A 26,149-nucleotide genomic window follows, 5' to 3' on the forward strand; every position below is an offset into this window, starting at 1 on the left:
TTTAAGAATTAAGAAACTCTTCCAAAGAAACCGTTTTCTGTTCTCCTGCTTCTAAGTTTTTAAAAGTAACCGTATTGTTTTTCAGCTCTTCTTCACCTAAGAAAACAAGGTTTTTAATTCCTTTCTTTTCAGCGTAAGTAAACTGCTTATTGATTTTTGCGCTTTCAGGATACAGCTCTGCAGAAATTCCTTTTTCTCTTAATTGGATGATTAATTTTAAAGCTTCTGAAGTTTCTTCTCCACCAAAGTTGGCAAATAGATATTCTACATTTGATGTAGCTTCTTCTGGGAAAAGATTAAGCTCTTCCATTACCAGATAAATTCGGTCTAAGCCAAAAGAAATTCCGATTCCGGGAACATTTTTCACCCCAAAAACTTCGGTTAGGTTATCATATCTTCCACCACCACCGATAGAACCCATTTGCGCTTCATCTGCTTTCACTTCAAAAATTGCACCGGTGTAATAATCTAAACCACGCGCCAAAGTAATATCAAAAACAAGATTCTGAATATCTACACCCAAATTTAGAGATTGCGTAATCACAAATTCAAGTTCTTCAACACCTTTCAAACCTACTTCATTTCCAGCAAATTTTTCTTTCAACTGAAGAAGATTTTCTAAAGCATCATTCGACTGATTGAAAAGGAAATCTAATTTATCGATCGATTCCTGAGAAATATTTCTTTCCAAAAGCTCCTTCACTACTCCATCCTTTCCGATCTTGTCTAACTTATCTAAAGCAACTGTGAAATCAATTAGTTTATCTGTAATTCCGGCATATTCTGCCAAACCTGAAAGAATCTTTCGGTTGTTGACATGAATGGTTACTGAAACTTTTAACTGAGCAAAAGATTTTAAATACAATTGAACCAGATCAACTTCCTGCCAAAGACTTTCGCTTCCTACAACATCGGCATCACACTGATAAAACTCTCTGAATCTTCCTTTTTGCGGACGGTCTGCTCTCCAAACCGGCTGAATTTGGTAACGTTTGTAAGGAAATGTCAATTTCCCGTGATTCATCGCTACAAATCTTGCGAAAGGTACTGTTAAGTCATAACGAAGCGCTTTATCTGTAAGACTTTCTGCACTGAAAGGTTTGTCTAAAGCTTTCTGAAAATCAGTCAACATTTGAGTTTTCTTATCCTCTTTAGCTTCGTTAATGCTTGAATTTAAAATTTTAAAGATCAAACGGTCTCCTTCTTCTCCGTATTTTCCTGTCAATGTTGAAAGATTTTCAAAACTTGGTGTTTCTAAAGGTTGAAATCCAAATAATTCGAAATTCTTCTGTAATATATTGATGATGTATTTTCTTCTTGAAACTTCCAGCGATGTAAAATCTCTCGTTCCTTTTGCTAAGCTTGGCTTCATTATTATAAATGATAATTGATGATTGATAAATAATCTAGATTGCAAAAATAAGGAATTGAAAGGACTTTTAAATCAATAAAAAAGCCGTAGATTTTATTTCTCCGGCCTTTCATTTAATCATTTGTGTTTTAGTTTTTGATTTTACACGCTTTCTAAGATTTCTAAAATCTCTTCGCCGTAGTTTTCAATCTTATGTTTGCCGAAGCCTTTGATATCGAGCAACTCTTCTTTTTTTGCAGGTTTATATTTAGCAACAGACACGAGTTCTTTATTGGTTGCAATAAAATAGGTCGGAAGATTTTGCTCTTTTGCTTTCTCGGAACGCCACAATTTCAGTGCATCCAGAATTTTAATTTCATCATTGTTCAGAGCTTCGTCTTCGGCAAAATATTTTACAGCTTTAGAATCTTTTACACTCGTTTTATTAATGGCAGATTCTACATCATTAAAATACAATACCACCGACCAAAACTGTTCGTCGTGCACAAATGCCGTTTCAGTTTTAATAATATCATGATCTTCAAGAAACTGATCAATTACTTTCTGGTCTTCACGCAGAAATTCATCTGCTATTCTGATTTTTAAAACTTTTATTTTCATTATTTGTGATTTTAAAGTTTATAATTATTTACTTCCTAAAAGCAGAAGTTCATCTACTCTGATTTCGGTAATATATCTTTTCACACCATCTTTATCATCGTACGATCTGTACGTTAATTTCCCTTCAATGGCAATCTCTTTTCCCTTTGGAACATATTTCTGAAAAATCTCAGCCGTTTTCCCAAAAGCAACCAAATTGTGCCATTGTGTTTCTTCTACTTTCTCACCTTTTGCATTGGTGTAATGATCGTTTGTAGCCAATGAAACTGAAATTTTCATTCCTCCGTTTTCGAAGTTTACTGTTTCAACTTCTTTTCCTGTGAAACCGATTAAGGTTACTTTGTTTCTTAGTGACATAACTTTATATTTTTAAGATTAGCGATTTAGATAAGAGACGTTCACTTGTTTTCTCAAATCTCTGTTGCAAAGATTCGCCAGTTTGGAAAAATTAGTCGGTTATAAACTGTTTAAATTCGTTTGTAGTCGTTTGAAAACGGATAGTAAAAAAATCATACCCTAAAATTTTTATTGATTATATTTGAACTTATCTCATCAACTTGATAACTCATTAAAATTCTCAAATGAAAAATAAAAATTTATTCTTTATATTTTTAGGCTTACTTCCTGCGATACTATTATTTACATTTTTCTTAATCAGTAAATCTCATGAAAATGATATTGTAATATATAATCCTTATTCCAAAGAGATGATTGTTAAAATAGATGATGAGCAACATATAATTAAACCTAAAGAAGAATTTAACGTAAGTCTTGAGTTTGGAAAACATAAGGTTTATTCATACTGTGATAAAGTTTTGGTAAATGCAAATATTCAAGTTGATAATAATATTCTTGAAAAAGGAGGTTTTTTAAATTTGTCAAATCAGCCTGTTTATCTTTGGACAACTATTTATAGTAACCCTACAGATCAGGAAATTGTTAAAGAATTATTTCAGGATGATTCAATTGAAATAGATAATCCGTATGAAAACCTACAAATTGATACAATACTTGTTGATTCATATAAAATAGTTGGTCCTATAAAAAGATTTTCACCAAAAGATTTACTAATTGAGAAGCAGTGGTATTATTCGATAACGAAACCATTTCAGGGTGAAATTAAAAATAGAGATAGGCAAAGCATAAACGTTAAAGAAAACATTTCCAAATTATTTTCTGAAGAAGATTTGGTAAATTATTGGATAGAACTAGTAAATGAATAAAATAGCTTCAAAAATATTTTAATGTTCTTCCACCTTCAAATTATATTCTTGCATTCTAATTCTTAAACTCTCTCCTAAAATTAGAATGCTGCGTCGCCGTAAAATAATCACAGAAAACTTGATAAACTGTAGAATCGGTATGACTCGCTTTAATTCCTAACTGAATGTAGATCTGCAAAATCTGTTGTGATAAACTTTCAACCAAATCTGAAGAATAATCGTGAATTTCTGATTGTTTTTCCTGAGTTATCGTTTCAGACATGTTTAATAATCCTTCAATTTCATTGGCAAATTCAATCACTTTTACCATCGCATCTTCTATTTTTTTATCGAAAAACTTTAAATCAAGATGAGGGCGGATTTTAATCGCTTCTTCTGAAAAATGAGAAGCCATTCCAAGATAATTAACCAACAATGTCAAATCTGCAAAAATCCTAAACGGAATTTTATCTAAAGCATCATCCGTAAAAAACTCATCATAAATAAAACTGTAATCTTCAGAAACTTTTACATTATCAACTTTAAAAGAATAAGTTCCGGTTGCTTTCATTCCCATCGATTTCCAGTTCGGAATTATTTCAACCAGATTTTTAGAAATAACAAAAGATCTGATGAGTTCATTTCCTGATTCATCAAGCAAAGGATTTCCGTTTTCGGTTAGTTTTGCGTTTAAGGTAAAATGACTTAAATGGGGAGCGCCCGTTGCAAAATGCCAAAGTCCGTTAATCAAAAAAGTTCCGTCGGTTTGTTTTTCAGCTGTTCCGCCAATCATTCCGCTTCCGCCAAAACAGGTTTTTGAATTGGAAAAAAGCTCTTTAGCTATATTGGGGTTTAAATTTCTTGAGAAAAAATTAGCACCCGAACATAAGGTTAACATCCAGCCTAAACTCCCGTCTATTTTTGACCAATCAAAAAGTAGTTGCAAGCCTTCCTTTAATCGTAATCCCAATCCGCCATACCTTTTCGGGACCCAAATCTGAAGCAATCTTTCATGATGGATCTGAGCCATGATTGACTGTGGGACTTCAGAAGCTCCATGCATTTTTTCTCTTATTTCTTTAGGTGTAAACATACCTTTTATCTATCTCTGAATAATTAAACAGATTAATTTCCTTAATCTAAATGGGACTTTATAATTCTTATTTTTTTTAACGCAAAGTTTTATTTCTGTGCGCTTTTATTTAAGAGGCAAAGAATAATCAATAAAATTGATTCTAAGCATATGTTTTCAAGCTTCATCAGCGACTTGTCGCCATCTTTGCTCCTTTAAAATATGTATTTTTAATATAAAACTTTGCGTTTAATTATTTCTCGCTGATTTAACAGATTAAGCAGATAATCTCGATTCGTTTGAGAATTTTAATTAAACAACAACCGATTTAGTTTTAATAATTTTCCTCCATTCCAGATAACCAGAAATTGCGACAATAAATAAGAAAGCCGTCAAAACCGCATACAAATAAAGGTCTTTATGAATCAATAACGGAATTGCGATAATGTTGCTGATGTTGAGTAAAATCCAGTTTTCAATTTTTCTACGAGCCATCAACCACATTCCAGCCCATGCAAAAGCACTGACTAAAGAATCCAAAATCGGAACATCAGAATCGGTAAAATTTGTCAGGAAAAAATAGAAAATACTAAAGGTTCCAATCACAATTCCTGCGGTAATTAATTTTTCATTATTGGTCGTTTCAGAAATTGATGTTTCAGACTTTCTCTTTCCAAATTTCCAGTACAACCATCCGTAAATGCTCATTACCAGATAGTAAAGATTAAGCGTAAACTCTGCGTAGAGTTTAGACTGAATCATCACGTAAAGCGTTAATAAAATTCCGGCAACACCGAAAAGATAATTATTGGAATTGTTTTTTCTTGCCAATAAAACCTGAAATACTGAAAAGAAAACCCCAAACCATTCTGGTAAGGTGATCTGTTGTAAAATGTCCTGCATCAAATTAACTTGTATAAATTAAATGATGAGATGATAAATCAAAAAATCCCTACGCTGGAATTACCCAGATCAGGTGTGGAAAATTTTCCCGGGTATCATCTCAGCCGCAATTAGCAGCACCCCATTGATGGCGCAAAATTGATGTTTTTAAATGACATTAAAAAATATTTGGTCTTTTTTATTGCAAAAAGAAGCAAAAGGAACAATTGAGATTAGAAATAATTTTCTCGCAGATTGAGTTAATTAAGCAGATTATTTTAAGCTTTTATATCTGCAAAATTTGTTTAATCTGCGAGAGTTAATAGTTTGTCGTGCTGCAAACATCTCTCTACATCATATTTTAGATTCCTGCGGAATGACAAACAAACTACCTAGATTTAATAATGATTTCATTCATACCCGTTTACAAACGGATATTTCGTACCTTTAAATTTCAAATAAATTTATTGTGAAAAAAACTTTCAAAAGAACGCTCAGAGTTTCAAAATATGTCATTTATAAAGAAACACTTGTTGATTATAAAGAACATTTTTGGTCTTTTCTGGGTGCGTTTTTCGGAATTGGATTGATCGCTCTACTGCAGTCTCAATATCTATTCAAACAAGAGAATATTTTTTTAATCGGTTCATTCGGAGCCTCTTGTGTATTAATTTACGGAGCCATTCAAAGTCCACTCGCTCAGCCTAGAAATCTTGTTGGCGGACATGTAATTTCAGCATTAATCGGAGTTACCGTTTTTAAAATTGTTCCTGATATTATTTGGCTTTCTGCACCACTCGCTGTTGCTTTTTCAATTGTTGCCATGCAATATACAAAAACGCTTCATCCACCCGGTGGAGCAACGGCGTTAATTGCAGTAAGCTCAACGGGTAAAATTCCTGAACTGGGATATTGGTATGTACTTTCTCCGGTTCTTTCGGGTTGCTTAATTTTACTTTTGGTGGCTTTGGTTTTTAATAATATGACTAAACACAGAAGTTATCCCAACAGTACAAAATGGAAGCGACTTTTACATAAAAGACACAAACACAATTTGAAAAATTAAAAAAATATGGAATGTATAGAATGCGGCGAAAAAATCATTGGAAGATCTGATAAAAAATTCTGTAATGATGCCTGTAGAAATGCTTACAACAATAAGCAAAATAAAGATTCGAGCAACCTGATGCGGAATGTAAACAATAAACTCCGTAAAAACTACCGCATTCTGAATGAAATAAATATCGACGGAAAAACCAAAATTCCAAAATCTAAACTCGATGGCTTAGGTTTTGATTTTAATTATTTCACCAATATAAAAGTGTATAAAAACGGTTCGGAATACAAGTTTATTTACGATCACGGCTATAAAATTCTTGAAGAAGATTACGTTCTCATTGTAAAAAATTAATGTAAACACTGTAATGAAAGAAATTGTATTAATCACCGGTGCAAGCGGAGCCATTGCAAGAGTGCTTTCAAAAAAACTGGAAAACCAATATTCCATACGGTTTTTAACCCGCAAGAAAGAAGCTGAAAACGAATTTGAATGGGATCTTGAAAACCAGATTGTTGACGAAAATGCTTTTGAAAACGTAAGCCATATCATTCATCTTGCAGGAGCCAATATTTCTGAAAAACGCTGGACAGAAGACCGAAAAAAAGAATTGATTTCGAGTCGTGTAGATTCTGCAAAATTGATTTTAAATACACTTAAAAAGAAAAATTTAAAGCTAAAATCTTTTATTTCAGCTTCTGGAATTAATTTTTACGGAACAAAAACTACAGATAAAATTTTCACTGAAAACGATGCTCCCGGAAATGACTTTCTAAGTGAAGTTGTCATAGTTTGGGAAAAAGCTGCTGATGAATTTAAAGAGCAAAATATCGCAGAACGAGTGGTAAAAATAAGAACAGCTGTTGTTCTTTCTAAAAATGAAGGCGCTTTGGCAAAAATGATGACTCCGATACAATTCGGAATTGGATCGCCACTTGGAAGCGGAAAACAATATATGCCGTGGATCCATATTGATGATATTTGCAGGATGTATGAGTTTGCTTTAAAAAATCTTGAAATTGAAGGTTCTTACAATGTTTCAGCGCCACAACATACAACAAATGAAAATTTGACGAAATTAATTGCGAATGTTTTAAACAAGCCTTTGTTCATGCCGAATGTTCCATCATTTATTTTGAAATTGATATTTGGTGAATTGGCAGACGCTTTGCTGGAAGGTTTTAGAGCTTCATCAGAGAAAATAGAGAAGGCAGGTTTTGAATTTCAATTTCCTGATTTGAAAATGGCTTTGGAAGATTTGCTGAAGAAGTAAATGATTTTCAATATTAATTGGTATAAATTACTTGTCATTCTGAATGAAACGAAGTGGAATGAAGAATCTTTTTAAAGGTTAATAGATTCCTCCTTCGTCGGAATGACAAATTAATAAAAAGACAAAACTTTGACAATTGAAAGAATTAATTTAATAAATAAAAAGACATACAATATAGAATGCAAGAGACGAATGTAAGTATCGAGAAAACAGAGATTTTATCTGATAACTGGTACACTTTAAAAAAAGTAACCTTCAATATAAAAAAAGAAAATGGACACACCGAAACCCAAAGCCGGGAAGCTTATGACAGAGGAAACGGGGCCGTTATATTACTGTACAACACGCATACTAAAAATGTAATTTTAACGAGACAGTTCCGCCTTCCGACGTACATCAACGGAAATCCGGACGGAATGTTGATTGAAGCTTGTGCTGGACTTTTAGACAACGATAATCCCGAAGACTGCATTAAAAGAGAAACTGAAGAAGAGACCGGTTATAAAATTTCGAAAGTCGAAAAAATATTCGAAGCTTATATGTCGCCTGGATCTGTTACCGAAATTCTGCATTTTTTTATCGCCGAATATTCTGATGATATGAAAATAAACGAAGGTGGCGGATTGGAAGAAGAAGGTGAAAACATCGAAGTTTTACAGCTTCAGTTTGATGAAACCCTTTCTATGATTGATAATGGTGAAATAAAAGATGCCAAAACCATTATACTTTTGCAACATCTTCGTCTTAAAAATATTCTTTAAATATTTAAATCCAAAAATCTAAAGTATTATGAAATTTATATTCACAATTGGTCTTTCAATATTGCTTTCTTCTAATTTTTTTGCCCAGAAAAATGAAAAAATGAGCACGAAAGATGCTGCCATCGTTGACCATTTTAAAACCGATTATAAAAAGAAAAATTATAAAAAATTTGTAGGTAAAATTCTTGTAAAAGATAATCTGATACAGTTTGATGATAAGACAGTTTATTATGACAAATCCGATAAAATAACTGCTACAATTCTGAAAGAAGGTCTGATCTATCCGCAGCTTTTAACCGATTATCAAATGCAGAAATTCCTGGATGAGTCGACCGATAAAACCCAGAAAAGGTTTTTAAAACTTCAGAAAGATCCAAAAGCTTCTTTTGATGTGAATAATATCAAGCTGAGCAACACTTCTGAACTGACTTTTTTTAATTCAAACATAAAAACAAAGAGATTTAAAGTTTCACTAAAAGACATTCGATTAAACACAACCTCAACCTATCTTTTTGAATTGATGAATGATAAAGCTACAAAAGACATTTCTTTGGAAGAATTTATTAAAGGGGCAAAACTGACGTATATTGATACTGAATAGATCAAATAAATTGTAAAAAAATGAAACAAAAATTTATTTTAATCATTTTAATTTCAAGTTTTAATTTATTTTCAAGTCAAGAAAAGTTCGATTATTTCGATATCCCTTTAGAAATGAAGAGCAGAGAAAGTTATGGAAATGTAAAATGCGACAGTTTATATTACACAAAAGATATTGATGGCGAATCAATTGATCAAGCTATAGAAATTTTAACGAAAACAAATAAGTTTGAAAAAGATTATGGTAAAAAGAATTATTTTTCGATTTCTAAATCTGAGCGGGAATATCTTATTTCAGAATTGAATAAGTTAAAAACTTTTTTGTGGAATGATCATTTATTTCCAAATTCAAAAGCTTTATATTTTAAAGATCTGATCATCGATCATGGTTTGATACAAAATTTCCCAACCAAAGAAGAACAATTGATGTGTTCTATTGTTTATAGTTTTTCAAAGCCGATCTATTTTAGAAATAATAAATATGCATTAATTTTTTATGCTGAAACTTATGAAGATCATCAGTCGATAAACTTCAATATTTATGATGTAAATTCAGTTAGAATTCCTACAGAGGAACTCGCATCGATTTATCACACGAATCGTAATTTGAAATAATTTATTTTTAGTAAAACCAAGTTTGTAATTTAGTCCCATGTTTAATCCAACAAGAAGAAACAGAAATATAGGAACCGAAAATCAAGGTTTTAGTCAGGATAATAAATTGAAAATTTCTACTCCTTACGGAACACTGAAATCTTTTTATGAAAGAATAGAAAAGTTTCAAACAGAGATTAGAATTATCAATGAACATGAATTTTTATTTATAACTGAAGAAACCCGGGAAAACTGCTTTCATTCTTGTTCGGTGAATGATTTAGCAAAAATTATTCAGCATATACCTAAAGAAGATTATGGAGAATTGAGATTTATTATTCTTCGCCAACCCAAAAGAAAAGAAGAAATAATTTCTCCGGTTTGGGGTAGATTAATCTATAGTTTTGAATTTGAAAACGAATATTTCCCTGCAATAGTTTTAGATTCTATTGATTTAAATAAAAAATTAATCTGGTCTAAAAAACAAACCATTGAAGACCAAAAAGAATTTACACGGTTAAAAGAAGACGGACACCTCTTCATTGAAAATAAAAGAAATTTTGTTTCTGAACTAAAATTAGAATCTTCAAGAAATACTCAACTTTACAGAACTTTATTGCATGAATTTGGGCATTACGTACATTGTTTAGAAGTTGTGGAGAGACCTGGAAATGATGATGAAGATTATGATGCAAAAGAAATCAGAGATAATCATTATATGAGTCTTCCAAAAGTCGAAAAAGAAAAGTTTGCCAATCAATATGCAGATCGCTTGAAAAAGAGATTGACTGATGATAAAATAATTCCTTTTGAAAATATTTGATTAAATACTCACCCCATAAATATTCTTCACTTCCGCCATCACAAAAGTACTGTGTGTACTTCCGATAGAATCTACGCTTCCTAGTTTATTAAACACAAAATCCTGATAATGTTTCATATCTCTTACCTGAACCTTCAGTAAGAAATCAAAATCGCCTGAAATATTATAACATTCTGCCACTTCATCGATCTGCAGAATATCTTCCACAAATTGGTTTCCTACAGAACGATCATGAATTTTGAGTTTAATTTGGCAAAAAACAGTAAATCCACGATTGAGTTTTTCAGCTTCCAAAACAGCTGCATAATGTTTAATATACCCTTCCTGTTCCAGTCTTTTCATCCGTTCAAAAACAGGTGATGCTGAAAGATTTACTTCTTTAGCTAACTCTTTTACGGTCAGTTTTGCATTTTTTTGGAGGATTCTTAATAGTTGTAAATCCTTTTCGTCGAGTCTTTCCACAGAATAATATTCTTTTTTTTGATTATAATTTTCAAATTTAAAGAATAAATATCTTTTATAATTAAAATAAAAAGAACAATATCCTTTATTTTTAAATTAAAACCAATCAATTCACTTTAACCCTATCTTTACCAAAGAAATTGTTCTTTCACATACTTCATCAAACGGAAAAGGTTTTATTTAAGATAAATTAATAGGGAATCGTGTGAGAATCACGAACTGTCGCGCAACTGTAAGTAACACACCAAAAGTTTTTGTCCGAGAATATCCACTGTGAAAACGGGAAGGATGACAAAAACCGTTACAAGTCAGGAGACCTGCCTGTTCCGAATGATCAATGCTCTCGCAAATTGGAGTTTTTGGGTTTACAGATGATACTTTTGAATGTAATTTGGTTTAAAATTCTAACTTTTTTAATTTTTAAACGCAAAGATTTTTTGTTATGACTTCTTATTTTTAGGGAGCAAAGAGTTGCGACTTTGTCGCTGATGGAGTGGATGTTTTTATACGTCCGCTTCTTAAAATCAATTTATTGATTCTTCTTTGCCTACTTAAATAATATAGAAATTTGAATTAAAACTTTGCGTCAAAAAATTCAACATTAAGAATTTGAGAATTTTAAGTTCTGATAATTTGACCATCTCAAATTATTAAATGTTACGCTTATGTAAAACATCTTCGATGTTTCTTAATGTATCTTAACTACTTAAATCTTCTTAATGGTCAAATTTTAAAAATTATTGATAAGAAAATTACATATTCATGGTATCTACTCTACTCCACAAAATCTCTTTCTAAGAGAGCATTACGAAGCATCTGAAGAGCTTTTAAAATCATTATTTAATTTAAAAGTTTTTAAGAAATGCAAACACACCTTCTTGGCTATCCGCGAATTGGTAGCAACAGAGAACTCAAAAAAGCCTGCGAGCAATATTGGTCAGGCAAAATTGTTTTAGACGAATTATTAGAAGCCGGAAAAACCATCACTCAAAACAACTGGAAACTGCAGCAGGAAGCAGAAATCGATCTTATTCCTTGCAACGATTTTTCGTATTACGATCAGGTTTTGGATATGACCTTAACGGTTGGAGCAATCCCGGAACGTTATCAGGAAATTGCTTTCAAAAAATCTGAAATCGATCTTTATTTTGCGATGGCAAGAGGATTTCAGAAAGATGGATTGGATATCACCGCGATGGAAATGACGAAATGGTTTGATACCAATTACCACTACATCGTTCCTGAATTTCAGAAAGATCAGGAGTTTAAATTATTCTCCAATAAGATCATCAAAGAATTCATCAGCGCAAAACAGGCGGGAATTAATGCAAAACCTGTGATTATCGGTTTGTTGACCTATTTATTACTAGGAAAAGAGAAAGAAGAAAGTTTTGACAAATTGGATTTAGCTCAAAACTTGCTTCCGGTTTATATTCAGATTTTAAAAGAACTTGAAAATCACGGTGCGGAATATATTCAGTTTGATGAGCCGTTTTTAGCTTTAGATTTAACTGAAAAAGCGAAAGAAACCTATCAGTTTATTTATGCTGAGATCAGAAAGCAATTCCCGAAATTAAAGTTTATTGTTGCAACTTATTTTGAAGGATTAAAAGACAACCTGGCGTTGGCTACTTCCCTTCCGATCGATGTTTTGCATGTTGATTTGGTTCGTTGTCCTGAACAATTGGATGAAGTTTTAAGTACAATTCCTGAAACATTAAGTCTTTCTTTAGGAATTGTCGACGGAAGAAATATCTGGAAAAATGATTTCAGCCAGTCTTTAAATTTTATTAAAAAAGCCGTTGAAAAAATTGGTTCGGAAAGAATTTTCATTGCTCCGTCTTGTTCATTACTCCACTCTCCTTTCGACCTTGATTCTGAGAAAAACGAAGACATTTTATCTCCTGAGATCAAGCAATGGCTGGCTTTTGCCAAACAAAAAGTCTATGAAATCGTTCATTTAAAAAAATTAGCTTCAGGAAATCCGGATTACAATGCTTTACAGACTTTAGCTGAAAATAAAAAGGCGATTGAAAACCGTAAAATATCCACATTAATTCACAATCAGGATGTGAAAAACCGTGTTGATGTAACAACAGAAGAAGATGCACAAAGAAATTCGCCATTTACTATAAGAAAAGAAACGCAGCAAGAAGTGTTGCAACTTCCTTTGTTTCCGACAACAACAATTGGTTCATTTCCGCAGACGAAAGAAGTGAGAAACTGGCGTTCAAAATTCAAAAAAGGGGAATTGAATGCTGAACAATACGATACTTTATTGAAACAAGAAACCGAAAGAACGATCCGTTGGCAGGAAGAAATCGGGATCGATGTGTTGGTTCACGGAGAATTTGAGCGAAACGATATGGTGGAATATTTTGGCGAACAGTTGGCTGGATTTGCGTTTACACAAAACGGTTGGGTTCAAAGCTACGGAAGCCGTTGCGTGAAACCTCCGGTAATTTTTGGAGATGTTCACAGACCAAATCCGATGACGGTTTATTGGTCAGAATATGCACAGTCTTTAACTAAAAAATGGGTAAAAGGAATGTTGACTGGTCCTGTAACGATTCTTCAATGGTCTTTCGTTCGTGACGACCAACCTCGTTCAACGACTTGTAAACAAATTGCTTTGGCGATCCGTGATGAGGTAAATGATTTGGAAAAAGCGGGAATCAGAATTATACAGATTGATGAACCAGCAATTCGTGAAGGACTCCCGTTGAGAAAATCTGACTGGCAAAACTATTTGAAATGGGCAGTTGAAGCCTTTAGAATTTCGGCAAGCGGTGTGGAAGATGCAACGCAAATTCATACACACATGTGTTATTCTGAGTTTAATGACATCATTCAAAATATCGCCGATATGGATGCTGATGTAATCACAATTGAATGCTCCAGAAGTCAGATGGAATTGTTGAATGCTTTTGCTGATTTCAAATATCCGAATGAAATTGGACCGGGAGTTTATGATATTCACTCACCGAGAGTTCCGTCCAAAGAGGAAATGGTAGAATTGCTTAAAAAAGCACAATCTGTGATTCCTGCACAGCAACTTTGGGTAAATCCTGATTGTGGTTTGAAAACCCGTCATTGGGATGAAACGGAAAAGGCGCTGATTGCCATGGTGGAGGCTTCGAGGGAGATGAATGAGGAGTTTGCTTTGGAGACGCTTTAATTTATTGATATTTATTTTTTCGGGAGCCTTTTGGGGCTCCTTTTTTTATTATAATTTATTTAAAATAAATATTTACTTTTGTTAAAATGAATTCAAAATTACATGAATGATATACCTGATGTATTAGACGAAAAAATACAATGGTCAATTGATTTTGCTTGGAAAGTTTGCTTGTCAAAAATTAGTAATTATGAAATAAGGGTTAATAAAGAAGCATCTCTACAACTTCATTATGCAAATATTTTAAGTAATATCTTACAGTTAGTAAAATTCTCTCCTGATGAAAGGTTTGAAATAGAATTAGAATCATCACATATTATAAATAACAGACAGATTATTGCAGACATTATAATAGATTATAAAGATTCAAAAATCCATAAAAAACATTCCATTGAATTAAAGTTTTATAAAAAATTAGCATACTCAGGTAAAAACAGAGGAGGAAGTGACATATTCATGTGTGAAGTTTATAAAGATCTACATTATTCTGAATTATATTTAATAAACAATTATGTTTCTTTTACTACTTGTTTAGTTTTAACGGATTATGAACATTTTATAAACCCTAAAAATAAAGCATCTAAGAATTGGAGCTATGACATTTCTAATAACTTCTTATCCGAAGCCAAAGTTTATGATACAAGTGTTGGTGGAAAAAAAATATTATTTGAATTAAAAAATCAATATTTGTTTTCTTGGTTTAATCATGGTAATTTATGGGCTTGTATTTTAAGAGCACCAAATTCTTAATTAGTAATTTTTTTAATATTAATTAAATCTCAAATGACATCCGAAGATTTCATAAAAAACTTCTATTTAGAAAAACAAAATATTCTCCATTCAACTTTTGATATTCAATCAGAACACAGAACTTTTGTTTCAACAAAAATTGAAGAATTAAATCTTAATGATATTGAAACTGAAAAATTAAAAAAGATCATTTCTTATCTTTTAGATGATACCTTTTATACAATTTTGCTTGGTTTGGATGGTTCGGCAAGTATTGGAGGTTCACAAGAATCCCTTAAAATTTATGATGAAGAAGACAATCTAATTTCTGAAGGTGGAGATTTAGAAGGTTATGCTTATGAATATTTTAATGAGAATAAATTAGAAACTGAAAATTCAAAATGTGATTTTATAGCTAAAATTCATTTAAAAAAAGAAAATGAAGGAGGGAGACAAAATTATGTAAAAAGTGATTATAGATGTCAATTAGTTTTCAACTTTGATGATTACAAAACTTCTGCTCGTCAAATTTATATTGGGACAGATTATGCTTTCCCTGGAGATATTGTGAATGCAGAAATTGATATCCTATCTCAAGCATATTTTCACGCAAAATTAAAAGCAGGAATGGGTTTCAAGCTATATGAAAATTTACAATTAATTGCTACCGGAAAAATTATTAAAGTTGTTAATGAAAAACTAATTAAAATTTAATTTAGTATTATTAATCTTTCTTAAATCTTAATTTAAACATATCTTTTTAATCTCAAATAAATTAATAATCAAAAACTTACGGTTTTCTCAATTTAAATTCTTAATTTTGCACCCCGAAATAAGGATTGTACGTTATGAAAAAAATAGGTGATTACAGAAAACTTCTTGAGGTAGACAATACCGCTACTTTGAAAGATTTGAAAACAATTTACAGAAATGTGATGAAAGATACACATCCTGATAAATTTGTGAATGATGAAGAAGGGAAACTGGCTGCAGAAGAAAAAAGCAAATCTGTGATTGAGGCCTATCATTTTTTGGTAAGCATCAACCCTGAAACGCAGGAAAAATACAAAGAAGAATACACAGAAACGATTACCACTTCAATCATTACTGATTTTTATTTGGAGAAATCTATTTTGAAAGTGCAACATTTGAATGGTAAAATGTTTGAATATATTGGTGTTCCTAGAAATACCTATATCAAAATGGTGAATGCAGATTCGCCAAGTCGTTTCGCAAGAAGACATATCTATGGGAATTTTACCTTTAGAAAGTCTGGTGAAGTGATGGCAGACTAATGCTCTGCATGAAAAATGAATGATAAGCTTTCGGTTTTCCGGAGGCTTTTTTTATTTTGTTTATTTTGTTTAATCGCAAAGGCGCAAAGTGTTTGATTTAGGTTACGTTTATAAGAAGCAAAGATTTTGCCTAGCAAAGTCACATCCACTTTGTCATCTCGTAGAGATCCCAATACGAATCTTTTCAAAGTTAATCTCTAATAATTCTGCTTAAATTCCTACCGGAATGACAAAGATTCTGTTTATCTTTTGACGCTTCGCTCATCGCAATGACATAAAAAAGCGCATCAATTAAATTGATGCGCTTTTAGGTTAATTAAAGGTTGTTATATTAATCTACGTGTTTTGCGGTAAACCCGTCTTCACTTAGTTCTCTATGTTCGTAATCAGCTTTCATTTCAGCTTCATAGTCTGGCTTTTCATGTTTACCCATTCTTCTTAACATTGAGTCGAATAGTGAATATACTACCGGTACAATAATCAAAGTAAGGAATAATGATGATGTCAAACCACCGATGATTACCCAAGCCAATCCGTTGTTCATCTCCGCTCCTGCTCCTTTTGCAATTGCGATCGGGATCATACCGAAGATCATCGCAATAGTAGTCATCAAGATCGGACGAAGACGAGCGTGGTTTGCCTGAATCAAAGCATCGTGCGTAGTTGCTCCTGCAGCTTTTCTCATATTGGCAAAGTCGACGATCATGATCGCGTTTTTCGCAACCAAACCAATCAACATGATCATCCCCAACATCGTAAAGATATTAATTGAATTTCCGGTGATGGCCAAAATAACCATTACTCCGATCAATGCCAAAGGAATTGAGAACAATACCACAAACGGATACACAAACGAGTCATACAATGAAACCATTACCAAATAAACCAATACAATAGCTGCTAATAAAGCAATTCCTAAAGTACCGAAACCTTCAGTCTGGTTTTCCATATCACCACTCCAGATATAAGAAACACCTGCAGGTTTTGTTTTTTCGTTATCCATAAACTTCGCTGCCCATTCGTTGGCAACATCTCCTACAGGACGACCTACAACTTTAGATTTCACCTTTACAGAAGGCGCTTTGTCTCTACGTTCTAGCAAACTTGGCCCTGAACCCATTTTCACTTCTGCAAACTGACTAAGTCTTATCTGTTCCCCTTGAGGATTTGTAAACATCAAGTTTCTTACATCTTCGATCGACTGTCTGTTGGCATCACCAAAACGGATGTTGATATCATATTCATACTCTCCAGCTCTGAATTTTCCGTCTGTATTTCCATTAAATGCAGTTTGCATCGTTTGTCCTACACTCGAAAGATTTAAACCTAAAGAAGCCATTTTATCTCTATCGATATTCACCTGAACTTCTGGGTTTCCTGAGTCAGTTGACAATTCAGCATCTACAGAACCAGGAACTTTCTTAAGCAATTCTAGAATTCTGTTTGCTTCTTTGTTTGCTGTTTCGTTATCCTGAGCAGTTACTACCATTTCGATTGGTGCATTGTCTGCTCCCATTAATCCGATTGGCGCTGTTTTAAACTCAACTCCGGTGAATTTTTCTTCTAAAGCTCTTTTAATTTTAGCAGATTTAATATCTGTACTTTCATTACGTTCAGATTTATCAACTAAAATTACCTGAATTTCTGACTGATACAAAGTTGCTTGTGCACCACCAAAACCTGATGATTGCTGACCTACTGTTGTAATCATATCAACAACATCTTTATCTGCTCTAAGATATTTTTCAACCTCAAGAGTTATTTGATTGGTTTTTTCTACAGAAGCATCTTTAGGTAATTCCATCTGAACAAGGAACTGTCCTCTATCCATTTTAGGGAAGAATTCACCACCGATAAATCCGAATGCTACCAACATAAATGAAGCAATTAAGATAATGAAAGTAACAATTACGGTCATTATTCTTCTTAAAGTTGATTTTAAAGCCCACTCCAAGATTCCTGTGATCCAGTGTGTGAATTTCTCCAATTGCTTTTCAAACCAAAGGATAAATTTCTCGAAAGGATTTTTACCTGACAAATGAACCAATTTACCATATCTTGAAGATAACCAAGGAATAATAGTAAATGAAGCCAATAATGAAAACAATGTTGCAATAACAACCGTTATACAGAACTGAGTTAAGATATCAGATACCAAGCCCGAACTCATTGCAATTGGTAAGAATACCACCACAATTACCATCGTGATTGCCGTTACCGTAAATCCAATTTCTGAAGCTCCATCGTACGCTGCACGAATTCTGCTTTTCCCCATTTCCATGTGGCGGTAAACGTTTTCCAAAACTACAATCGCATCATCCACAAGAATACCTACCACCAATGAAAGTCCAAGTAAACTCATTAAGTTTAAAGTATATCCCATTAAATACATTCCGATCACCGTAGCAATCAAAGACAATGGAATAGAAACCATTACAATAAATGCATTTCTTATATTATGAAGGAATAGCAACATTACAATAGCAACCAAAATAATCGCTAAGAATAAATCGAAAATTACGTGATCTGCTGCTTCAAGCGTAAAATCTGTAGAGTCATCTACGATACTTACTTTGATCGCCTGAACTTTATAATCTGTCTGAACCTGAGCAATAGTTTTCTGAACCAATTCTGAAACCGCTACTGCATTGGCATCAGATTGTTTTTTCACCTGCATTAAAATGGTAGAATTCTGATTGAATCTTGCCACTTTTTCTACATCTTTTTGGCTGTCAAAAACAGTAGCGATATCTGAAAGACGCACCTGTGCTCCATTTTTATTAGAAACAACAAGGTTATTCATTTCATTCACATCTCTATACTTTCCGGAAAGTCTGATGGTAGACCTTGAAGTTCTGGTCTTCAAAGCACCTGTAGGGAAATCTAAGTTAGAAGAAAGAATTGCCTGCTGCACGTCTCCAATAGAAAGACCGTAACCCTGCAATTTCTTTTCATCTAAATTCACCTGAATTTCTCTTTCCTGTCCACCAACAAGGTCAACCTGAGCAACACCATTTACTCTTGAAAAAATAGGCTCGATCTTCTTATCTAAAAGGTCATAAAGCTCTTTATTATTCAATTTATTACTGGTAATACTCAAAGTCATGATCGGTAGATCATCCAATGAGAACTTCTGCAAAGAAGGAGGATCTGCATCTTCCGGAAGGTCTGCCAAAATAGCATTTACCTTTCTTTGAGCATCATTCAAAGCATAGTTTACATCAGCACCTGTGTTCAACTGAACCATGATCACTGATAAACTTTCGTATGAAGATGATTCTACCTTTTTTACGTTTTCCAAAGAACCTACAGCATCTTCGATCTTTCGGGTCACCGAAGTTTCTACCTCAGAAGGTGAAGCTCCCGGATAAACCGTAGAAATGGTTACCATATTAGTTTCAAATTTCGGAATCAACTCGTACCCCATCATGGAGTAGCTTAATAAACCTCCCAACGTAAGGATCGTAAATAATACGATAACGAGGGACGGCCTTTTAATGGATATTTCTGCTAACTTCATCTGCTGTTACTTTACGATATTGATTTTTGAACCGTTATCTAGGTTGATTTGTCCGCTGGTAATTACTTGTTCACCACCATTCAATCCGCTTAAGATCTGAACTTTGTCGCCGTACACTTTTCCGGTTTGAACTTTAATTAATTTAGCAGTTCCGTTGCTTACGATAAATAATTGTCCTGAACTTACACCGTTTACGAAAGCTTCCGCAGGAACAGTCAACATATTTTGAGTTTCAGCACCATTGTTGGTTTTGAAAGTCGCAGTTGCATACATACCCGCTTTCAAATTCCCTCTATTTTGAACTTCAATTTCTACTGGGAAGTTTAAAGAAGCATCACTTTTAGGAGCAATAAATGTAATTCTTCCGCTGAAAGAATCGTTTGGTAAAACATTTACATTAATTGGAACTTCCTGACCTAGCTGAATTCTTCCGATTTGGCTTTCGTCAACCAAAACCGAAAGCTTCAATGAATTGATATTTACAATTTCGAATAAAGCTGTTCCCGGAGAAACTACAGTTCCCGGTTCCACCATTTTCTTGTTGATGGTACCGCTGATTCCGGCTCTGATGCTTGTGTCGTTAATTTTAACTCCTTGAGCTCTTACTGCAGCCTGCATGTTTTTCAACTGTAATCTTGAGTTATCAAGCTGTTGTTTAGTAACACCACCAGTTTTATAAGCATTTTCGTAACGTTGGTTATCGATAATCGCATTTTGCAAATTATTCTGAGCCTGAGTAACATCAACTTCGATTGCATCTCTTTTGATAGTAGCCAAAGTTTGTCCGGCTCCAACTTTTGAACCTTCTTTTACCAAAACGCTTACAATACGTCCTGAGATCTCAGAAGACTGCTGCATTTCCTGCTTAGGAAGAAAAGTTCCGTTTGCGCTGTAATCGGTATCAATATTTTCTCTTGAAGCAGTGATCACGTTCACGTTGATCTTGTCAACCTGTCTTGCCACCTCTTTTACTTCAGTATCTTGCTTCTTTTTGTTGTCAGCAATTTTCCAAGCTGCCAAACCAACAAGTACAGCTGCTACGATGATATATATTAAAGTTTTTTTCATTTGAAGTTATTTATTATTTAAAGGTCAAATGCAATCGCCAAATATTTAGTATTTTTTTTGTACTACAATTCATAGCGATTTCATGTTCTTATGGGTTTTGTAAAGTATTAAGCTCGCCTTTAGCTTTTATTAATTTAATTTCAGCCTGTTTGTAGTCTAATAAAGCAGTTGTATAATTCTGTTTTGCATCTGTTAATGCATTTTCAGAATCTAAAACTTCCGTAAGCGTTGCTAAACCGTACTGATAATTTGATTGCGTATCTTTTTGTACTTTTTCGGCAAGTGTTACGTTGTTTTTCATGCTTTCAATATTGATCAATGAATTTTCAATATTGGTTACTGCATTTTTATATTCAAGACTTAACTGAAGCTGTGTATTCTGAATATCCTGATCAAGATCTAAGATATCAATTTCAGCCTGCTGAATTTTTGATTTCGTAGAACCACCCGTAAAAATCGGAATGTTTATATTTAAACCAATCGCAGAATAGTCACTCCAAAGAACTCCGTTATTCAATCCGTTTGTTAAAGGGAATTTTTTACCCATTCCAGCCCAACCGTAGTTTGCCTGCAATCCAACAGTAGGATAAAGATAGGCTTCAGTAGCTTTCTTGTTATACACTAAAAGCTCTCTGTTTTTCTGAAGAACTTTCAATTCAGAACGACCTTCAAGATTTACAGCATCTGCCAAAAGCTGAGGTTGAGGTTCAATCGTTTTTTCTTCAAGCTCAATATCAGTTTCAATAGGAACTCCCATATAAAACTTCAAAGAGTTTTTTGAAAGTTCTACTGCATTGACCAATTGTTGTCTGCTCGAACTGATATTCGTCAACTGAACATTCGTACGATCTAAATCGATTCCTTTTGCCAAACCATTATCTACTAAACTTTTAATTACATTTCTTACTTTTTCAGTATTGGTGTAACTTACATTTAAAGTTTTAAGATTTTCTTCCTGTACAAAAACCTGATAATAAGCTGTTGCTACATTTTCAATAATCTGTTCGTTCGTCAATTGAGCATTTAAAACATAAAATTCTCTTGTAGATTTTGCTGCTTTAAGACCTGTAAAAACTCTCTGATCAAAAATAGTCTGATTAAGAGTCACTACCGCTTGTGATTGCCAAGCCTGCCCCAATTGTGCACGAATTCTTTCGCCTCCAAATTCAAGCAATGACTCCTGAATTACCGGATTGTAAGTTACTCCTGCAGTAGCCCCAATCTGAGGTAAAGCTCCAGATCTGGCCTCATTGATTTTGTACTCTGCTTTTTTAATCTGTAAAGCCGCTTTTTTAGCTTCAGCTTTATTTTGCAACGCCTGTTTAATAGCTTCCTGCAGAGAAATCTGCTGTTGCGCATAAGCTGATGAAGAGGCCAACATCATAAATGCTGCAGCTACACCAATTTTGAGCTTTTTAGCAGTTATACGTTTTCTGTTCATAATTTTATACTTCGTTTATTTTTTGTTGTCTTTGTTAAAATCTTTATTCCTAAAGGACGATTTAATTCTTAAATTACTTTAACAGTTTTTAATTAATTTTTAAAAAGCATGTTAAGAATGATATCTTTTCGGTCTGCGATTAACGCATCAAACTCTTTATCATCAATCATCATATTCTCTAAAAAGAGAGGACGCACCGCACTTGGAAACACCAGCAGCGAAATCATATTGAGTACAAATTGCACAGGTGCCATCTTTTCGATGTTCCCTAATTCCATTTCTTTTTCAATATCTGCATACAGTTTTTTCAGTTCGTCTTCTTCAACATCTCTTTTATGACAGCTTCCTTTATTGATCTGTGAAACAATATAGGTCTCCAGATAAGGATATTGAAGGCTTGTCTGTAAACTGCCATCGATAAAATTGGCAATCTTCTCTTTGAAAGGCAGATCTGAATTCATAATCAATTCAGACTTTTCTTTTTCTACTCGGTGAGCTTCATCAAAAATAATCTGGATCAGGTTATCTCTGGATCTGAAATAATAATTGATAAGTGTTCTATTGACACCTGCTTCATCTGCTATTTCCTGCGTTGTGGCATCAAACTTACCCTGTACAAAGAATAAATTCTTTGCGGTTTGCTTGATTAACTCTTGGGTTTGATCTTTTTTTTCTTGTTTTGACATTTTTGTTAAACAATTTTGTGCAAATATATATCAATCATTTGTTTTGACAAAATTGTTAAACAAAATAATTAATATGATTTGCATCATATTTTACACTCAGAATCACGTATTCATGATTTATTAATTCGTATAAGATCTTTGTTTGATTATATTTGCGGAAAATTAATAATGATGAGAAAAACTTTACTCTTATTTTCAATAATTAGCTGTGCTTTTTTATTTGGGCAGAATATTATTTGGGATTTTCAAACTACAAGTACCATTAATCAATCCCAGCATTTTATTACATTTAGCGATACAGATTCTCAAGGAAATATTTACGTTGGAGGAAGATATGGAAGACTTGCGTTTCCGAGTGTAAATAATATAACATTTGGAAGTATTAGTAATACGACTTCAAGCACAGAGCTATCCAGAGCTGTAATTGCTAAGTTTGACAAAAATAAAAATGTGATTTGGGTGAAAGAAATAAGCTCCAGTTATGGCTCCGGTATAAACTCATTAGTTATCGATAAGCAAGATAATGTGGTTGTTACAGGATACACAGACGGACAAAATTTAAAATTAAATCCTAATTCAAATACAATTTTTGACACCGGTATTACTTCTTCCAGTTCTTTTCTTGTAAAACTAAGTTCCGCAGGTAATTTTATATTCGGGAATATTTACAATTATGTCGGGAATATGACCTGTACAATAGATGAAAATAACAATATAATTTCAACAGGAAATTATGTAAATTATTTACCAGTTGCTATAACTGATTTTGATCCGAGTCCTACAAATGTTTACACCTTACCAGCTCCAAACGGATTATTTATTATGAAAAATCTGCAAGATGGAACTTTCTCTTGGGCTCGACCAATACACGCACACAATACACCTTCTATAAATACCGTAAAAACAGATAAAAATAACAATATCATTGTGATAGGTAATTATGAAGCATACTTAAAAATTGATAACGTCACTTATCCTGCGAATACAAGTTCGTCTAACAGAAGTTTTGTTGCAAAGTTTAATAATAACGGTAATTTTTTATGGCATCGAAATCTCACCTATTATAGCAGTGGAGGATTTGCATCGAATTCGAAAATTGATATTGATAGCGATCATAATATTTATACTGCAACAACCTATTATCAACCACAAACTGTCAGTTTTCCAAATCAAACTTTTCAAGCTCCAGATGGAGGAAGAAATATTATTTATAAAATTGATACTACTGGAAATTTGGTTTGGAGGTCAATCATTAAAGGTGAGGATGCCTATGATTTTCTTTCGATTAAACTAAATCCCGATAATACAATAAACTTCTTTGTGAGTTATCAAAACGATAAGATTATAAAAGTAATTAATGGTCATAATAATTCTGAAGAAACAGTTCATAGATTGGACATAAATTTAAATTATAATTATTTATCCCAAAATTCTAAAGCCTTTTATCTGAAATTTAGAAATGACGGTAAATTAATTTTTAATAAAAGTGATTTCTCATCATCATCTTATAGTCAAAATGTAGATTACGAAGGAAATATAATATTAGTCGGATATTATGATGATTACCAAGATTTTGATCCTGATCAAGATATTAAAAATATAAAATATACAAGTGGGGATATAAGTGGGTTTATACAAAAGTTTGGTAAATGCTATAATGGAACTCCAGATGGTGCCAAAACACAAACCTTTTGTTCATTATCAAATCCTAAAATACAGGATTTACATCCAAACACATCTTATACAACATGGTATGATTCACCATTATCGATAGTACCTCTACCTGCAAATACACTATTACAGAACAATGTAACATATTATGCATCAGTACAGGATGAATCTTGTCCTTTAAATCCTAAAAGGCTTCCAGTTAAAGTTATTATTAAAACATCACCACTTCCATTATCAGTAAGTGATTTTTATTTTTGCAGCAATGTATATGGTATGACATTTAACCAACTTAATATCAATAATAATCAAAATATAAGGTTTTATAATGCAAATGGAGATATTCTGGGTAATTATTCAAATATTACTCCCGGAGTTCAGTATTATGTTGTACAATATGTTGAAGAATGCGAGAGTGAAAAAGTTCCTTTTAAAGTATTCTCTTTGCAAGATACAGGCCCAATTGCAAATCCTATTCAACCTTTCTGTGCAATTGATCAACCAACAATAGCAAACCTCCAAATCACAGGTCAAAATATAAAATGGTATGACGCTACAAATAATATTTTACCTACAACTACTCCACTGGTAAATGGGCAAACTTATTTTGCTTCACAAACGATTAACGGTTGTGAAAGTACTAAAATCTCTATTCAGGTTACTTTAAACACAACACCCAAACCTGTTGCAAATATGGATCAGGATTTCTGTGAATCGGCAAATCCTAGATTGGCAAATTTAGTAGTAAACGGAACTGGTTTAATATATTACGATGCTGCAGGAAATGTTTTACCGCTTACCACTCCGCTCGTTCATGGGCAAACTTATTTCGTTACCCAAACTTTAAATGGTTGTGAATCTGAAAAACTGGCAATTGCAGTAACACTTTCACAAAACAATGTTCCAGCAGACAATTACAGGACGTCACTTTGTAATGTTTCTACAGGAAATACAATGGTTGTCGACCTTACTTCATACCAAAGCAACCTTATTGCAAATCCTAATAATTATATTTTCAACTATACCACTCAAACGGGAGCTCCAATTACAATTCCTACAAATTATACTTTAAATATAGGTTCAAATGTGATCAATGTAAAAGTTGCAACGGCAGATGGGTGTTTTAAAAATGTTGTTTTAGAATTAGTTTTAAATCCAAAACCAATTATTACACTTCCGGAAGATCTTGATTTCTGTAAAGGCAAAACCGTAACTCTAGACGCAGGAACCGGCTTTACATCGTACCTATGGAATACAGGTGCAACCACACAAACAATCAATGTTTCAAGTCCCGGAAATTATTCTGTTATTGTTACTAATATGTTTGGATGTAGCAATACTGATAATATTCAGCTGAGCTATTCTGTTTTAGCGGAAATTGTTTCGGTAAATATCAATAACAATTCTGCAACGGTTATTCTTTCAGCTTCCGGAAATTACGAGTATTCTTTAGACAACTCTTCTTGGCAAGATTCTAATGTCTTCAGCAATTTAGGAATGGGAGAATATATTGTTTATGCAAGAACAAAATCAGGCTGTATCATTGGTCAGAAACCGTTTTCTATTTTTAATATTCCGAACGCAATCAGCCCGAATGGAGACGGAATAAATGACAAATGGAAAATTGCAGGTTTAGAAAATTATTCGGGTTCAGAAATTCACGTTTTCGACAGAAAAGGAGTTTTGGTTTTCAAACAGATCATCAACAAAAAACCTCTGGAATGGGATGGTAAAATAAATGGTTCACCAATTCCTACAGGAAATTATTGGTACTCGATAAAAGTATCAGATGGTAGAAATTATACAGGCTGGCTTTTGATAAAGAATAGAGAGTAAAACAAAAAAACGAGCAGAAATTTCTGCTCG

At 33.1% G+C, this 26,149-nt stretch carries 23 protein-coding genes and 1 riboswitch; of the genes, 13 read left to right on the forward strand and 10 right to left on the reverse strand.

The genetic code is table 11. From position 1 onward, the window contains the following. Position 1 precedes the first annotated feature (1 nt). The 3 genes from hisS to BUR17_RS04680 all read right to left on the reverse strand — a co-directional run bounded on the left by hisS (position 2) and on the right by BUR17_RS04680 (position 2,329). On the reverse strand, positions 2-1,372 hold the full coding sequence (gene hisS, locus BUR17_RS04670) for a histidine--tRNA ligase (RefSeq protein ID WP_074229181.1): 1,371 nt from the start codon (positions 1,370-1,372) through the stop codon (positions 2-4). Between the two features lie 141 nt (positions 1,373-1,513). Next, the gene (locus BUR17_RS04675; protein WP_074229182.1) at positions 1,514-1,972 is read right to left on the reverse strand and encodes an HRDC domain-containing protein; all 459 of its coding nucleotides are present in this window, start codon (positions 1,970-1,972) and stop codon (positions 1,514-1,516) included. A 24-nt stretch (positions 1,973-1,996) separates the two neighbouring features. Continuing rightward, positions 1,997-2,329, reverse strand: coding sequence for a single-stranded DNA-binding protein (locus BUR17_RS04680; protein WP_074229183.1), 333 nt, complete (start codon positions 2,327-2,329; stop codon positions 1,997-1,999). Between the two features lie 224 nt (positions 2,330-2,553). Between BUR17_RS04680 and BUR17_RS04685 the strand changes: the two genes are divergently transcribed. Further along, complete coding sequence (locus tag BUR17_RS04685; RefSeq protein WP_074229184.1) at positions 2,554-3,195, forward strand: hypothetical protein; 642 nt, start codon at positions 2,554-2,556, stop codon at positions 3,193-3,195. A gap of 55 nt (positions 3,196-3,250) precedes the next feature. Here BUR17_RS04685 and BUR17_RS04690 read toward each other — a convergent pair whose 3' ends face one another. Together BUR17_RS04690 and pnuC are read right to left on the reverse strand one after the other, a co-directional pair. After that, positions 3,251-4,267 (reverse strand): acyl-CoA dehydrogenase family protein, encoded by a 1,017-nt coding sequence (locus BUR17_RS04690; RefSeq protein ID WP_074229185.1) that lies wholly within the window; start codon positions 4,265-4,267, stop codon positions 3,251-3,253. Between the two features lie 291 nt (positions 4,268-4,558). Continuing rightward, complete coding sequence (gene pnuC, locus BUR17_RS04695; protein ID WP_074229186.1) at positions 4,559-5,152, reverse strand: nicotinamide riboside transporter PnuC; 594 nt, start codon at positions 5,150-5,152, stop codon at positions 4,559-4,561. 445 nt (positions 5,153-5,597) lie between these two features. On the opposite strand from pnuC, the gene BUR17_RS04700 reads away from it, so the two are divergent. The 7 genes from BUR17_RS04700 (at position 5,598) to BUR17_RS04730 (ending at position 10,236) form a co-directional block, all read left to right on the forward strand. After that, positions 5,598-6,194, forward strand: coding sequence for an HPP family protein (locus tag BUR17_RS04700; protein WP_074229187.1), 597 nt, complete (start codon positions 5,598-5,600; stop codon positions 6,192-6,194). A 6-nt stretch (positions 6,195-6,200) separates the two neighbouring features. Next, on the forward strand, positions 6,201-6,539 hold the full coding sequence (locus BUR17_RS04705) for a DUF2116 family Zn-ribbon domain-containing protein (protein WP_074229188.1): 339 nt from the start codon (positions 6,201-6,203) through the stop codon (positions 6,537-6,539). Positions 6,540-6,552: 13 nt separating this feature from the next. Further along, complete coding sequence (locus tag BUR17_RS04710) at positions 6,553-7,458, forward strand: TIGR01777 family oxidoreductase (protein WP_074229189.1); 906 nt, start codon at positions 6,553-6,555, stop codon at positions 7,456-7,458. A gap of 179 nt (positions 7,459-7,637) precedes the next feature. Beyond that, positions 7,638-8,219, forward strand: a complete 582-nt coding sequence (gene nudK / locus BUR17_RS04715; protein WP_074229190.1) for a GDP-mannose pyrophosphatase NudK — start codon at positions 7,638-7,640, stop codon at positions 8,217-8,219. Positions 8,220-8,247: 28 nt separating this feature from the next. Beyond that, positions 8,248-8,820, forward strand: a complete 573-nt coding sequence (locus BUR17_RS04720) for a hypothetical protein (RefSeq protein ID WP_074229191.1) — start codon at positions 8,248-8,250, stop codon at positions 8,818-8,820. 20 nt (positions 8,821-8,840) lie between these two features. Further along, on the forward strand, positions 8,841-9,434 hold the full coding sequence (locus BUR17_RS04725) for a hypothetical protein (RefSeq protein ID WP_074229192.1): 594 nt from the start codon (positions 8,841-8,843) through the stop codon (positions 9,432-9,434). Between the two features lie 37 nt (positions 9,435-9,471). Then, positions 9,472-10,236, forward strand: a complete 765-nt coding sequence (locus BUR17_RS04730) for a hypothetical protein (protein WP_074229193.1) — start codon at positions 9,472-9,474, stop codon at positions 10,234-10,236. On the opposite strand, the gene BUR17_RS04735 is transcribed toward BUR17_RS04730, so the two are convergent. After that, positions 10,237-10,698, reverse strand: coding sequence for an Lrp/AsnC family transcriptional regulator (locus tag BUR17_RS04735; RefSeq protein ID WP_074229194.1), 462 nt, complete (start codon positions 10,696-10,698; stop codon positions 10,237-10,239). Between the two features lie 154 nt (positions 10,699-10,852). Further along, a riboswitch (cobalamin riboswitch) is annotated at positions 10,853-11,037 on the forward strand. A gap of 523 nt (positions 11,038-11,560) precedes the next feature. Here BUR17_RS04735 and metE point away from each other — a divergent pair. From metE to BUR17_RS04755, 4 genes are all read left to right on the forward strand, one after another. Then, on the forward strand, positions 11,561-13,876 hold the full coding sequence (metE, locus tag BUR17_RS04740) for a 5-methyltetrahydropteroyltriglutamate--homocysteine S-methyltransferase (protein WP_074229195.1): 2,316 nt from the start codon (positions 11,561-11,563) through the stop codon (positions 13,874-13,876). A gap of 102 nt (positions 13,877-13,978) precedes the next feature. Then, positions 13,979-14,626 (forward strand): hypothetical protein, encoded by a 648-nt coding sequence (locus BUR17_RS04745; RefSeq protein ID WP_074229196.1) that lies wholly within the window; start codon positions 13,979-13,981, stop codon positions 14,624-14,626. Between the two features lie 33 nt (positions 14,627-14,659). Further along, entirely contained in the window at positions 14,660-15,319 is a 660-nt protein-coding gene (locus BUR17_RS21180) for a hypothetical protein (protein WP_074229197.1), read from the forward strand. Positions 15,320-15,453: 134 nt separating this feature from the next. After that, positions 15,454-15,900 (forward strand): KTSC domain-containing protein, encoded by a 447-nt coding sequence (locus BUR17_RS04755; RefSeq protein ID WP_074229198.1) that lies wholly within the window; start codon positions 15,454-15,456, stop codon positions 15,898-15,900. Between the two features lie 331 nt (positions 15,901-16,231). Here BUR17_RS04755 and BUR17_RS04760 read toward each other — a convergent pair whose 3' ends face one another. The 4 genes from BUR17_RS04760 to BUR17_RS04775 form a co-directional block, all read right to left on the reverse strand. Then, complete coding sequence (locus tag BUR17_RS04760) at positions 16,232-19,420, reverse strand: efflux RND transporter permease subunit (RefSeq protein WP_074229199.1); 3,189 nt, start codon at positions 19,418-19,420, stop codon at positions 16,232-16,234. Between the two features lie 6 nt (positions 19,421-19,426). Next, entirely contained in the window at positions 19,427-20,488 is a 1,062-nt protein-coding gene (locus BUR17_RS04765; protein WP_074229200.1) for an efflux RND transporter periplasmic adaptor subunit, read from the reverse strand. 88 nt (positions 20,489-20,576) lie between these two features. Continuing rightward, positions 20,577-21,929, reverse strand: a complete 1,353-nt coding sequence (locus BUR17_RS04770; RefSeq protein ID WP_074229201.1) for a TolC family protein — start codon at positions 21,927-21,929, stop codon at positions 20,577-20,579. A 92-nt stretch (positions 21,930-22,021) separates the two neighbouring features. Continuing rightward, entirely contained in the window at positions 22,022-22,615 is a 594-nt protein-coding gene (locus tag BUR17_RS04775) for a TetR/AcrR family transcriptional regulator (protein ID WP_074229202.1), read from the reverse strand. Positions 22,616-22,786: 171 nt separating this feature from the next. Here BUR17_RS04775 and BUR17_RS04780 point away from each other — a divergent pair, with 171 nt between their 5' ends. Next, the gene (locus tag BUR17_RS04780) at positions 22,787-26,119 is read left to right on the forward strand and encodes a T9SS type B sorting domain-containing protein (protein WP_074229203.1); all 3,333 of its coding nucleotides are present in this window, start codon (positions 22,787-22,789) and stop codon (positions 26,117-26,119) included. The last annotated feature ends 30 nt before the right edge of the window (positions 26,120-26,149 follow it).

It is taken from the genome of Chryseobacterium scophthalmum (assembly GCF_900143185.1).
Taxonomy (GTDB): domain Bacteria; phylum Bacteroidota; class Bacteroidia; order Flavobacteriales; family Weeksellaceae; genus Chryseobacterium; species Chryseobacterium scophthalmum.